This is a genomic window from Nocardia sp. NPDC005978 (genome assembly GCF_040614455.1).
Taxonomy (GTDB): domain Bacteria; phylum Actinomycetota; class Actinomycetes; order Mycobacteriales; family Mycobacteriaceae; genus Nocardia.
This window is the reverse complement of sequence record NZ_JBEXUS010000161.1, coordinates 1-13,631: the sequence shown is the minus strand read 5'-3', so window position 1 is coordinate 13,631 and position 13,631 is coordinate 1. Positions and strand designations below refer to the sequence as shown.

The following is a 13,631-nucleotide window of genomic DNA, read 5'->3' as shown; positions in this document are numbered from 1 at the left end:
GCGCGGCGTCGAGATCGTCGGCGATGGTGACCACTTCGCGCACACCCGCGGCTTCGGCCCGAGCGCCTATGCCGGTCACCGCGTCGAGTCCGGCGGAAAGTCCTGTTTCCAAACCACTTCCGAGCTGCGCGCCGATCGTGCCGACCGCGCCCAACCCGGTTCCGAGTCCGGTCGCCACATCCAGCGCGCCACCGAGACCGGTGGCCAGGCCCGCGCCCGACTGCGCACCCGCGGCGGCGCTCGCGCCGAGACCCGTGGCCAGGCCGGCGGCCACCTGGGCGGCTGTGGCTACGGCGGCGTCCGCGCCGAGGGCGGCGTCCACACCGGCGGTCGCGCCGAGCGCCGTGTTCACGGCGGCGTCGATACCCGCGCCGAGAGCGGTACCGACCGCCGTCTCGGCCCCGGCTTCCACCCCGACACCGGCGGTGGTCGCGGCGGCCGTCGTGAGGCCGAGGCCGGCGGCCGCGGAGGTCACGGCCGCGCCGTTCACCGCGGCGGCGCTCTCCGCCGCGGCGGTCCCGGTGGCGCCGGCGTTCACGCCGCCGGCGGCGATGATCGCGGACAGCTGCGAACCTCCGGCTACCAGCGCCGACTCGGCGACCATGGGCGCCACGGCGGCGATGTCCTCGGGGGTCACAGCGGTGAGGCCGGCGTCCAGCAGAGCCTGGGCGGGGTTGGCGCAATATCCGACCGCCGCGTCCTGGTCGCGCAGCAGGTTGAGAATGAACTCGAGAATTGCGTTGGGGCTCATGTCGAATCATCTCCTGGGTGGGCAGGCCCCGGTGGCCCGCGCTGCTCGAATTTCCTTTCACGTTAGGAACGCGAACCGTTACGCCGAAACGGGGCCGAGCCCCCTTACACGGTGTGTCGCCACATTGGGGGGTGTCCGGACATTAGGGGAATTTCCCCACATCTGCGTGTCGGGCGGTAACGACGAACCCCCAGCAACCGACAGCCCCCATGGGCCACCCGGCCTGCATCACTCTTTCGTACAAATCGGACTAATGAGCTGCGGGCGGCACGCGATTCACCGTCGCGTGTATCGAATTGACAGGGGACTTCGAATGAGCCAGGGGATGGCGCTCGGCATCACCGTCGGGTCGTCCAATACGGTCGCCGTGACGGCTTCGGGGGGACACCGAACACTGCGTGTCCGGCCGAGCACACCCGGCCGAGAGCACGAACTTCCGGAAAGCTTTCTGTCCCGGGTCGGGGATCCCGTGGATATTCGCATGACAGACGGATCCGCTGTGCGCGCAGCAGATCTCGTGGCCGCGGCGGTCGGCCGGGCGGTGGACGACACCGGCTCCGCCGCGGCCGCGGTGGCCTGCTACCCCGCGTGGTGGACCCAGCACACGGTCGAGGCACAGCGCGCCGCACTGGCCGCGGCAGGCCTGGACGGCGTGGCCCTGGTGCCCGAACCCACCGCGGCCATGCGCTGGCTGCAAGAGGTGCACGAATCCGGTCACGACGGCGCGATGGTCGTATACGACCTGGGTGCAACAGGTTTGACCATCTCGATCGTCCGCACCGGAACCTTCTCGGGCCTGCTGGGTGAGCCGTTGCGCGATACCACCGTCGCCGGTGCGGAATTCGATCTGCTGACCATGCGATACGTGCTCGCATATGCGGTGGGCGATAGGGATTTCGACCCGTTCGACCCGCTGGTGGAACAGGAATTGTCGGCGTTGCGCGTGCGCTGCCGAAACGCGAAAGAAATTCTCAGCAAAGAGACCGCGACTATGGTTCCGGTGTGTTTGCCCGAAATTGGCCCGGTGGATGTCCGCCTGGTGCGCGATGAGGTCGAAGACCTCTTTCGCGCCCCGCTGCTCACCTCGCTCGCACTCGTCTGCGAGGCCGTGCGGCGCGCGGGCCTGTCGATCACCGACCTGGACGGCATTCTGCTCACCGGCGGCAGCACGGCCATCCCGCTGGTCACCGAAATGCTCTCCACCGAATTCGGCATACCCGTGGCGGCGGCCGCCGACCCGGCGCACCTGAGCGCGCACGGCGCGGCCCTGCTGGCGGGCGACCTGCTCACCGACATCACCCCCACCGAACCCCAGGCCGCCCTGTCCGCGCCGCTGCCGGACACCCGGCCGGCCGGCCGCGAACCGCATCCGGCCGCGGTCCGGGCGGCCCGCCTCCGGAACCATCCGGTGGGCACCGCGCGCGACCACGGCGAACACGGCGCGAGCAGCACCGGGCAGCACGTCGCACACGCCGAGAACTACGACGCGCGAGCCGAATACGAACCGGCCCGCGACGTGACCGAGCCGCCGCGCATCGCCCGTGAACCGGCCCGGACCGAGTACGAGCCCCCGAACCACCGCGCGACAGCCGACGAGAACCGCGCCCCCGCCGCGACTTCCACGGGCCCGCACACCATCGAACCGGTCCGCCCGATCCCGGCACTGCCCGCGACCGAACCCCCCGCGGGCGGTTTCACCCACTGGCGGCGCGTAGCCGTCGCGAGCGCGGTCGCCGTCGCGGTCGCGGCGCTGGCCACGGGCACCCTCGCGATGGGCACGGGCGTGCAGTCCGCGCCCGCGGATCCCACGGTCCCGCAACCCGCTTCGACCACGGCTGCGGCCCTGGACACCCCCGAGGCCGCAACCCCCACCGGCGGCCGGGCCGCACCCGTCGGGCACCCGGTCACCACCACCGCGGCCCGCGCGGGCACACCGGGCGCCACCACGGCCGCGGACGGTCTACCGGCCGCGGATCCCGCCGCGCCACCGGGCACCACCGAAGCGCCTGCCACCCAGCAGGTTCCGGTGAATCAGCCGGTGAATCCGCACCTTCCGTCGCTGCAGCCGCCCACGCTGCCGGCCGTTCCGCCGCTCGACACCGAACCGCTCATCGCGGTGCCCTCGGTGCCGGGCGCCATGTTCCCGCACACCGGTGGATGAGGGTTGAATCATCGTGGTAGGCAATACCCCCGTAGCTCTCGACTCCCTGCCGTGCGCGCGTGAACTCCTGCGCGAGCTGGACTCGGACGACTCCGCGCCCCCGCTGTTCCTGATCCGCGGCCGCTCGGGCACCGGTAAATCCGTGCTGCTCGGTGCGGTGCGGGCCCGGCTCCGGGCCCGCGGCGCACTGCTCACCGACAACCCGGACGAGGTGATCGCACAGCCGGTTCCGGCGCACGAACCCGAATTGAGCGGCGTGGTCGCCCAACTTCCCGGCACCGGATTGCCCGGTGTCTGGGGTGCGGCCCGCCCGCTCGCACGCCGGGGCGCCGCCCTGGTCGTGGACGACGCGCACAACCTGACCCCGCGAACCCTCGAAAAGCTGCGCACCGCCGTGGAATCGGGCAGCTGCGCGGTGATCATCGCGGCCCGCCCGCGCCCACACGACGCCGGTCTGCGCGCGCTCACCGATCTGGTGGCCCGCCGCGGCCGGGTGGTGGATCTGCGCGCCCTGGGCGCGACCGAGATCGCGCCGTTCGCCCGGGAACTCGGCATGATGGTGCCGCGCGGCCTGGCCCAGCACATCCACAAGCAGACCGCCGGAATCCACGGCGGCGTGGTGGCCGCCCTGAGCGCCGCCTGCGCGACCCGCCTCGATTCCGGCATCACCGCCGTGGACGAGGCGGTCGCCGCCTGGGCCCGCGCCCGGCTCGACGAAGCCGACCCCGAACTGCTGGACACCTTCGTGGTCGCCGCCATCGGCGCCGGCCTGGACACCAGCGAGCTCTCCGAGGTGCTCGACGTATCGCTGGGCGCGGCACAGGATCTGGTGGACCGCGCCCGCGGCGGCGCGCTGATCACCGACGCGGACCTGCTGCTGGCCCCGGCCATCGCGCCGCTGCGCACCCTGGTCGGCGACCGGCGTCTGCTCTCGGTGCAGCGCCGCCTGCTGCGCGCCCGCCTGGACGCCGGACTGCTGCGCGACCACACCGCGCTGCTGCTCGCCGAATCCGGCGTCCGCGACGAGCGCCTGGCCGAATTCCTGTGCACCGCGGCGGAAAAGGCGGGCGACGAAGCCGTCCGGCACTACGCGGCCGCCGCCGCGGCGGGCGCGGATCCGGCGGTCATCGCCGTGCGCTGGGCCGATGCCGCCGCCCGCGCCGGGGACTGCGACGCCGCCCTGCGCCTGGCCGAACCGACCCTGGCTCGCGAGTCGGCGACCCCCGCCGACCTGGCCGCCGCCGTCCGCGTCTGCGCGGGCGTGTGGACCAGGCGAGGCTTGGTTCCCCGTGCCGCACAGCTGTACTCGTGGCTCGGCCCCGATCGCGCGGGACCGGACTGGGCGGTCGCGGCCGCGGTGCTCTACCTCGCCGGTGACACCGCCACCGCCCGCGCACTGGCCGGCACCGCGTCCCAGTGGCCGCCCACCGAGGCCACGGCCCGCGCGGCCCTCATCGCCGAGGCGCTCGGCGATTCCGTCGCCCCGGCGGGCCTGCCGCAGCGCCGCCCGGCGGCCCGCACCGGCACCGGCATCACGGCGTTCCACGACGACTCCGATTCCGGCACGGGCCATGCCGATCCGGCGGGCGGACTTCGCACCGGCTATGTCGGCTCGCAGGCGGGCGGATCCCGCACGGCCGCCAGGTCGCTGCCGAACATCGCCGGGCCCGCGCGCCGGGATCCGGGCACACCCGGCGGGTGGGGCACGAATCCCAGGGGCGGCGGCGGAAATACCCTCCCGCAACGGAACACAGGCAATCCCGAACACATAGCGTCCGGCACACCCGCCACGCGGAGCGCGGACACGTCGGCCGGCGGCGGCGGAAGCACGCTCCCACAGCGGAATACAGCCAATCCCGCGTACCGTTCTCCGGGCACACCCGCCGACCGGGATACCGATGCCCCGCACGCCGGTGTGGACTCGGGCGCTCCCGCGTACTCCGGGACGAGCAGTCCGGCACGCCGGGAAACGAGCATGCCGCACCGGGGTACGACCACGCCGCACTGGGAATCGGCCGCACCCCCCTGGGAATCCAACCCGGTCGCGGCGACACCCATGCGCTACGGCATACCGCCCGTCCGGACCGGCCCGCGCGGCGGCGACTCCGTCCGCGCCGCCGCGACCGCGGCCGCCTCGGCCCTGATCCACGCCGCGCACGCGGGTGTCGGGCCGGCCGATAACGGCGGGGACCGATTCCTGCCGTGCTCGGCGGTGTCCATCGCGACCCTGCTGTGCCTGAGCATGGGCGAACCCCGGCGTGCCGCGGACGCGCTGCGCGGTGCGGCCGCCGATCCGCAGCACACGGTGCTGGCGGCCTGGGTCGCCATGCTCGGCGGCGACGAACAGTCCGCGGCGGCGGGGATCGCGGAACTGGATGTGGCGGCCCTGGATCCGCGCGATCGGCTGCTCGCGCACGGGGTGATGGTCGGTCTGGCCCGCCGCTCCGGCGATCACACCGCGCTGGTGCTGGCCTGGCAGGCGGCATACCCGCTGTTCGACGAGGTGAGCGCGGATCTGCTGGCGCTGCTGCCGATCGGCGAGCTGTGGCTGGCGGGCATCCGGTTGCGCGACGAGAGCCGCATCGCGGCGCTGGTGGATTCGGCCGCGGAGTTGCTCGGCCGCCTGGGCGATCCGCCCGCGTGGTCGAATGCCTTCCACTGGTACGCGATTCAGGCCGCCCTCGCCCACGAGAGCCCGCGCGATCTGCTGCCGCACGCGCATCGGCTCAAGGCCGCCGCGCTGGCCGGCGATCCGCAGGCCGCGGCCCTGGCCGACGCGGGCCGCACCTGGGTGCTGGTGCTGCGCGGGCAGGTCGAGCGCGCGCCGGTGGAGGCCGCGGTGGCCCGGCTGGCCGAACTCGGCCTCATCTGGGACGCCGCCCGCCTCGCCAGCGAGGCCGCCCTCGCGGCCGCGGACTCCGGCACCGCGACCGCCCTGCTGAAGCTGGCTCGCACGGTGCGCGCCCAGGCCCGCCCCTCCGAGGCGCCGGTCCGCGCGCCCGCGCCGCCCACCCCGGCTCCCCGCCCCGAACCGCTCGCGGATACGGTCCTGAGTGAACGGGAGCGGGAGGTCGCGGAGCTGGTACTACTCGGCTTGACCTACCGGGAGATCGGCGCGCGGCTCTATATCTCCGCCAAGACGGTGGAGCATCATGTGGCACGGATACGCCGTCGAATCGGTGCGAGCTCCCGTTCGGAGTTATTGTCAATGCTGCGCGCCATGGGTCACGGATCCCTCCTCGTATGACCCGGGCGCGAGCGGGACCCGGACGCACCGAGTGAGGTAACGAGGATGGCCACTGGGGTGGGCCTGCGGATAGCCGACGACGAATCCGTCGTGGCTGTCCTGACCGGCGATGATGCCACACTCCCGGTGCACTACATCGTGCGCGAGTCGGTGCTGCACATGTCCGATGACGGGGACGCCGTGCTCGGCGGCGACCCGCCGGAATCGGGCGCGCATTCGATTCGCGGCTTCGTCACCGCCGTCGGCGACCCGGCGGGCATGCCGGTGGACGAGGGTGAGGCGTATCGCGCCGAGGACCTGATGGCCACCGCGGCCTTCTGCCTCATCAATCTGGCCGCCGATCTGCTCGAGGGCCCCGCCGAGTTCTACGCCACGCATCCGACCGGCTGGCCCGAGGCGAACGTGCGGGCGCTGCGCGAGGCCCTGGACTACCTGGGTCTCAAGGCCGTGGTGCTGGTCAGCGAGCGCGACCTGCCGCAGTCCTCGGCGGACGACACCGCGAAATCCTTCGCGCACAACGCCGCTCGCGCGGCGCTGGCCGCGGTGCTGGCCACCCCGGCCGGCGTGACCCCGCCCGATCCGACCGCGAGCACCCAGAATTCGGCCGAGGTGACCGACATCCTGCCCGCGGTGTCCAAGCACGCGCCGCTCGCGCAGGCGTATTCGGCCGCCATCCCGGTGGCGACCACCGCCGAACCGGTGGTGGCGCCCGCGGCGGTTGCCGCCGCGTCGCCCGCCCGGGATCGCGGATCACGCGGGCCGTACATCATTGCCGCCGCGGCCGCCCTCATCGGTTTGCTGCTCGGTGGCCTGGGGGTCGCGACGGTGTTGCGACCGGACGAGGAGCAGCCCGGCCCGCCGCGCGGCGAGGTCGCCTCGCAGCCGTCCATGACCGCGGGCGCGGTCCCGCCGCTGACCCCCGCGCCCGACGCCGCCGTGCCCCCGGTCTCCGAGCCCGCCGAACCGCCGCCGGCCACCACGACCGCACCGGCAACCACCGCCGAAACGGCTCCGCCGACGGCGATTCCGGACACCACGCCCCCGAGCACGACGCGGCCGCCGGTGACGACCCAGCAATATCCGCCGCCGCTGTTCGAACTTCCGACTCCGCCGCCGGTGCAGAATCCGTGGCCGCAGTATTCGCGATGATTTCGTAGAGACCTTTCCGGGCTTGTGCCCTAAAGTGATGCGCTGACCGATGTTCCGCACGGTAACCGGACGGTCGGTCTGCTGGTGCACTACGAAGGGACTCCATGCGCAAGTTCTCGGCGCGCCGCGCCTCGGTCCGAACAGCAAGCCTCGCTTTCGTTTCGGCCGTCCTGGTCAGTCCCTTGCTGGCGGCGTCACCGGCCGCCGCCGATCCCGCGGCCGATGCCCTGCCCGCCGAATTGGTGCAGGCGATTGCGCGCGATCTGAAGATGTCGCCCGCCGAATATCTGGATCGCGCGGCCAAGGCTCAGGAATTGCGGAACTACGCAAAGGAATTCCGGGCCGAACGCCCCGACGAGTTCGCCGGCGCCTGGATGGGCACCGACGGCAAGCCGGTCCTGGCGGTCACCTCCCTCGATGCCGCGCGCGTGGTCGCCGCCGACGGTTACCAGACTCGCCTGGCGCCGATCAACGCCGACAATCTCGAGGGCTCGCTGGACCAGCTGAACAACTGGATCACCAGCATTCCGCGCGAGATCTCCGGCGCCATCAATTCGGTCGCCATCGACTTCCTCAACAGCCAGCTGGTGGTGAGCGTCGCCAATACCCCCGGCGGCCATCTGCTCAACCTGCCGACGCTCATCGCCAATATCAAGGTGGTGCTCTCGCCCGACGGCGGCGGCCCGGTGGAGCGCAGGCCCATGGGCGGCGACACCTACATCAGCGCCCCGACCGCCCTCGACGATTCCGCGCTGCACAGCGTGGACGTGTGCTCCTTCGGCTTCAACAGCGTGGACAACGCCGGCAACGCCCTGAATATCAGTGCCGGACACTGCAATCCGAATCTGGGCAAGGCGAACGAGCAGGCCGAGGTCTACCTGCCCAACGTCCGCAACCTGAGCGCGAGCCCGCAGGTCGGCACCTTCGTGACCACGCAGCTGGGCGGCCGCTCCGCGCTGGACTACTCGGTCATCCGGCTCAACGACACCGCCGTGAACGCCGGCATGGATCAGCCGTCGGTGCGCGGCGCGAACGGCACCACCCTCACCCTGACCGGCGTGGCCGACCCGATCACCGGCGCGCCGGTGTGCAAGTCAGGCCAGTCCTCGACCTTCACCTGCGGCTACGTCGTGGCCGATCGGGTCGAGACCCAGCTGTACACCGCCGAGGGCCAGTCCAAGACAGTCCGCGGCTTCGCCAGCAGCGCCTGCACCCTGGGCGGCGACAGCGGCGGCGCGATCGTGTCCGGCACCCGCGCGCTCGGCATCACCAGCGGCTCGAACGCCGCCGACGCGCCGAACTGCAACGAGGCCAACACCGCACTCGCCTCGTACGGCGGAACCGCGACCCTGGGCATTCCGATTCGGGCGATCCTGGCCGATATCGACGCCAACTCCGGCGGCGGACTGGGCAGCGGCATCCAGGTCAGAACCAAGCCGAATGTGGGCTGAGGCGACACACATTGATCTTGAAATCGGCATGCCTGGTGTTTGCCGTCCGAATACCGAATCGTCACCGGGGAATAAGTAGGCATAACGGTGCGGACACCATATAGTCGGCTCATGCTCCTGCCACGTATGCGCTATTCGTCGCCGCCCGTGAGCCGCAGGCCACGGTCCCTCGTCCGCAACGCAGCTATAGCGGCCACCGCGCTGCTGCTTGCCGGGCCGCTGGCGGCGAGCGCACACGCGGAACCCGCGACCCCGGATCTGCCCGCCGAACTCGTGCAGGCGATCACCCGCGACCTCAAGATCTCGCCGCAGGACTACCTGGCCCGCGCCGATCTCGCCCAGCAGGTGGCCGCCTTCTCGGCGACCGCGCAGCGCCAGTTCCCGAATGTCTTCGCCGGCGCCTGGCTCGACGAGGCCGGTCGCGCCGTGGTCGCCCTCACCGGCGGCCAGGACTCCGACGCCGCGCGCAAGGCCGTGCAGGAGGCGGGCTTCACCACCAAGGACGTCGCCAAGAGCGAGTCGGTGCTGCGCAGCGAGAAGAACGCCTTCCAGAAGTGGCTGGACGAGCAGCCCGCCGATGTCGCCAAGGCCGTGCGCGGCGTGGCCATCGACACCATGAACAACAGCATCGCGGTGCGGGTGGATCAGCCCGGCCTCGCGCTGCCCAGCTTCGTCGACCCGGCGCGCGTCATCGTCAGCTCGGTGCCGCCCACCGGCAGCGAAGAGGCCAATGTCCAGCAGGCCGGCGCCATCGCCGGTGAGGGCGGGCGCCCGCTGGCCGGCGGCGACGGCTACGCCTCCATCGCGGGCCGCATGTCGCTGCGCTGCTCGCTCGGCTTCAACGGCACCGACCACACCGGCAACGTCGTGAACATCACCGCGGGCCACTGCAACCCGAACATTCCCGCCACCGGCGGCGCGAACTCCCCCGGCGTCTTCGAACTCCAGGGCAGCGACCGCGTCGGCGGCCAGCTCGGCAGCTTCCAGAAGTCGGTGCTCGGCTCGCAGGACTACTCGATCGTCTCGATCAACGAGCAGAACCGGGACCGCTTCAGCAACAACATCGTCCGCGTGCCGAACGCCGCCCCGATCTCGGTGACCGGCGTGGCCGTGCCCGTCGTCGGCGCTCCGGTCTGCAAGTCGGGCTCACGCACCGGCTTCAGCTGCGGCGTGGTCAACGCCATCGATCAGTCGGTCCAGGTCGGCGACCGCCTGCTGACCCAGAGCTTCTCCGCCAACATCTGCGCCCTGCCCGGCGACAGCGGCGGCCCGATCGTGACCGGCACCCTGGCCCTGGGCATCTCCAGCGCCTCCTCGGTCGCCGACTACCCGATCTGCGAGATCCCCAACCTGATCGGCCTGATCACCGGCAACGCCCCGCAGCTGTTCGCGCAGCCGCTGAGCACGGTGCTCTCGGACAACCCGGGTCTGCGGGTTCGCACCAGCTAGGACGTATCGGGTAGGAGCTTCGACGAGGCCGGTAGCGATTGCGCTACCGGCCTTTTCGGTTCCCGGGCCGGTAGCCGCACCCCGTGGGGCAGTGCGGTGGTGGCGAGTCGGCGGCGCCAAAGCAGGGGTCGGCCCGACGACGTCCGGCATGCTGGAGGCATGTGTTTGGTGTTGCTCGGGTGGCGGGCGCATCCGGAGTATCGGTTGATCGTCGCCGCCAATCGGGACGAGTTCTATACGCGTCCAACGGAATCGTTGCGGTGGTGGGACGAGGTGCCCGGGCTGCTCGCCGGGCGCGATCGCGGGGCGGCCGGGCCGCTGCCCGGAACCTGGCTCGGAATGGACCGCGACTCGCACCGTTTCGCCGCGGTGACCAATGTGCGCGGGCCCAACGAGCGGCGGCCCGACGCCCGCTCGCGCGGCGCGCTGATGATGGACTTCCTGAGCGGGGACGCCGATTCCGAGAAGTTCGCCCGCGCGGTGGCGAGCGCCCCGGACGAGTACAACGGCTTCAATCTCGTGGTCTCGGATCTGAACACGCTGTGGTGGCAGGGCAATCGCAGCGGATTGGGACCGAAGGAACTGACGCCCGGGTTCCACGGACTGTCGAACGGGGCCCTGGCCGCCTCCCTGACGCCCGAAAACGATCTTCTGACCGCCGGGGTCGCACCGGTGTGGCCCAAGGTCCGCAGCGGCGTTCGCGGGCTGCACGAGGTGGTCACCGCGAACCCCGGCGACACCGAGGCCTACCTCACGCTGCTGGCCGACCGCACCCGCGCCGCCGACGACGAACTGCCCGACACCGGCCTCGGTCTCCGGGGCGAGCGCATCAACTCCTCGCGCTTCATCGCCAGTCCGCTGCACGGGACCCGCTGCAGCACAGTCCTGCTCGTGCGCGAGGACGGCGGCTTCGAGATGACCGAGCGCAGCTACGGCCGCTTCGGCCGGCGCGTGGGCACCGCGTCGTTCCGGGGACGGCTCGAACTGCCCGCCTGAGCCGGCGCGACATGCCCGGGCCGCATCACGAATTCGGCTCGATACGGCCCCGGAAGAACACGAACGGCCCGCCCCGACGAGCGGGCGGGCCGAGACGCGCTGTTACCGAACTGCTGCCGGGCTACTTCGCCCAGCGGGAGGTGCCGTCGGGCGCCTGCATGGTCTCCATCAGCTCGACGCCGCTGGCCAGCAGCGCCGGGCCACCCACGGCGATGGTGCCGAGGATGCCGCCGATGCCGAAGCCCGCGACCAGACCCGGGACACAGCCCGCGACGATGGTCACGACGCAGCCGACAGCCGCGCCGACCGCACCGCCGATGAACGAGCCGATGCCGGTCGCGAGACCGAACTGGGTGGAGAAGTTGCCCATGGCCCGCTGGTTCTCCTCGGCGGACGCGATGGGCTTGGCGACCAGGGTCGCGGTGCCGGGGGTGAAGTTGGCCGGCTTCTCGGGAACGATCTCGAGAACGCGGCCGTCTTCCTTGATCTCGGACTTGACCGGGATGGTCACCCCGGCCACGTTGTAGGCCAGCGGGAACGTGATCACGGTGGCGCCCTGCGTGTCCTTGACGTTCACCAGGGTGGTCTTCGGGTCCTCGGGAGTGAGGCCCGGCTGCTCCTCCAGCTGGAAGATGCCGTTCTTCAACGTCGACACGACGTTCTTGCCGTCAACCAGCTTGGTCGAGTAGCTGATTCCCGCGTTCGCCTGCACGTCCAGCACGGGGGCGGGCTCATCGGCGTGGGCAGAAGTCATCCCCATGGTCATTGCGCCGATGACCAAGGCAGCCGCCGCAGTGGTGCTGCGAAACTTCATTCGGTTTTTCCAATCCGTCATCAGGTAATCCGCTGTCCGCATCTTCGCCACGCGAGGCCCGTTGGCTTCCCTCAGGCCCTGCCTACGCGCGAAACGGCGAACTCTCCCCGAGCATGTGAAGATGCGCACAGACTTCGGACGACGTGAGCTTAGTCGAAGCAACCTCCTGAAGCGAGATTGCTTTCACCCTGAATCAGAAGAGGTTTCGAAGTAAGCCTGCCCTTTGTTTCATTCCGGATTTGCCGGGATTTACGGTGTGGGAACACGCTGGACAGTTAAGTTACCGGCGAGTAACTTACTGTTCGTTAGGATACAAGCCACCAGGACGGAACCCGTCCGCCCTCGGAGAGCTTGTTGAACCGGTAGAAAGGTCGCGACATGAATGCCCTGACAGTGACACTGGGCACGATTGGGGCGGTGCTCACAATCTTCTGTTGGGCATCGCTGATCGGCGGCGCACGCAGCATCGTGCGCACCATCATGGTCGGCCAGTCCGCACCCGACCGGTGGCGGCCGTTCTTCCCGCGTCTGAAGACAATGCTGGTCGAGTTCCTCGCGCACACGCGCATGAACAAGTTCCGCACCGTCGGCTGGGCCCACTGGCTGGTGATGATCGGCTTCCTGGCCGGCTTCATCCTCTGGTTCGAGGCCTACGGTCAGGTCTTCAACCCCGAATTCCATTGGCCCATCATCGGTTCGTGGGGCATCTACCACTTCGTGGACGAGGTGCTGGGCATCGGCACCGTGATCGGCATCGTGACGCTGATCATCATTCGCCAGCTGAACCACCCCCGTAAGCCCGAGCGCCTGTCCCGCTTCAGCGGCTCGAAGTTCGCCCCCGCCTACGTGATCGAGTCCATCGTGCTCGTCGAGGGCCTGGGCATGATCTTCGTGAAGGCCGGCAAGATCGCGACCTACGGGCACTCGACCACCTGGTCCGACTTCTTCACCGAGCAGGTCGCCAAGCTGCTGCCCGCGAGCCCGACCATGGTCTCGATCTTCGCGCTCATCAAGCTGCTCTCCGGCGCGCTGTTCCTGCTGCTGGTCGGCCGCAATGTCACCTGGGGCGTTGCGTGGCACCGCTTCTCGGCGTTCCCGAACATCTACTTCAAGCGCGAGGCCGACGGCGACGTCGCGCTGGGCGCGCTCAAGCCCATGATGTCCGGCGGCAAGCCGATCGACATGGAGACCGCGGACCCGGACAACGACACCTTCGGCGTCGGCAAATTCGAGGACTTCTCCTGGAAGGGCATCCTCGACGTCACCACCTGCACCGAGTGCGGCCGCTGCCAATCCCAGTGCCCCGCATGGAATACCGGCAAGCCGCTGTCCCCCAAGCTGCTCATCATGTCGCTGCGCGACCACGGCTACGCCAAGGCCCCGTACCTGCTGGCCGGCGGCCGCAAGGACATGGGCGGCGACGAGATCGGTCTCGTCGACGCCGAGGGCAAGCCCAACGAGGCCGCGCTGGCGAAGATTTCGGCCGAGGCGCGTGCGGAGGCGGAGCGTCCGCTGGTCGGGCATGAGGATGTGAACGGGATCATCGATCCCGAGGTGTTGTGGTCGTGCACGACGTGTGGTGCGTGTGTGGAGCAGTGCCCGGTCGATATCGA

General features: G+C 70.6%; 9 protein-coding genes. 7 read left to right on the top strand and 2 right to left on the bottom strand.

Features of this window, described 5'->3' with window-relative positions:
- On the bottom strand, positions 1–751 hold a 751-nt coding region (locus tag ABZ319_RS37745; RefSeq protein ID WP_354991384.1), incomplete at its 3' end, for an IniB N-terminal domain-containing protein.
- Positions 752–1,232: 481 nt separating this feature from the next.
- On the opposite strand from ABZ319_RS37745, the gene ABZ319_RS37740 reads away from it, so the two are divergent.
- The 6 genes from ABZ319_RS37740 to ABZ319_RS37715 all read left to right on the top strand — a co-directional run bounded on the left by ABZ319_RS37740 (position 1,233) and on the right by ABZ319_RS37715 (position 11,204).
- Positions 1,233–2,912, top strand: coding sequence for an Hsp70 family protein (locus ABZ319_RS37740; protein ID WP_354991383.1), 1,680 nt, complete (start codon positions 1,233–1,235; stop codon positions 2,910–2,912).
- A 13-nt stretch (positions 2,913–2,925) separates the two neighbouring features.
- The gene (locus ABZ319_RS37735; RefSeq protein WP_354991382.1) at positions 2,926–6,159 is read left to right on the top strand and encodes a LuxR C-terminal-related transcriptional regulator; all 3,234 of its coding nucleotides are present in this window, start codon (positions 2,926–2,928) and stop codon (positions 6,157–6,159) included.
- Between the two features lie 45 nt (positions 6,160–6,204).
- Positions 6,205–7,308: a hypothetical protein gene (locus ABZ319_RS37730; RefSeq protein ID WP_354991381.1), complete on the top strand. Its 1,104-nt coding sequence runs from the start codon at positions 6,205–6,207 to the stop codon at positions 7,306–7,308.
- A gap of 104 nt (positions 7,309–7,412) precedes the next feature.
- Positions 7,413–8,759 (top strand): S1 family peptidase, encoded by a 1,347-nt coding sequence (locus tag ABZ319_RS37725; protein WP_354991380.1) that lies wholly within the window; start codon positions 7,413–7,415, stop codon positions 8,757–8,759.
- Positions 8,760–8,870: 111 nt separating this feature from the next.
- Positions 8,871–10,208, top strand: coding sequence for a S1 family peptidase (locus ABZ319_RS37720; protein ID WP_354991379.1), 1,338 nt, complete (start codon positions 8,871–8,873; stop codon positions 10,206–10,208).
- Positions 10,209–10,367: 159 nt separating this feature from the next.
- Complete coding sequence (locus ABZ319_RS37715) at positions 10,368–11,204, top strand: NRDE family protein (RefSeq protein WP_354991378.1); 837 nt, start codon at positions 10,368–10,370, stop codon at positions 11,202–11,204.
- A gap of 121 nt (positions 11,205–11,325) precedes the next feature.
- Here ABZ319_RS37715 and ABZ319_RS37710 read toward each other — a convergent pair whose 3' ends face one another.
- Positions 11,326–11,958, bottom strand: a complete 633-nt coding sequence (locus ABZ319_RS37710) for a hypothetical protein (protein WP_354991377.1) — start codon at positions 11,956–11,958, stop codon at positions 11,326–11,328.
- A gap of 438 nt (positions 11,959–12,396) precedes the next feature.
- On the opposite strand from ABZ319_RS37710, the gene ABZ319_RS37705 reads away from it, so the two are divergent.
- Positions 12,397–13,631 (top strand): (Fe-S)-binding protein (locus ABZ319_RS37705; RefSeq protein WP_354991376.1); only part of this gene is annotated, 1,235 nt, incomplete at its 3' end.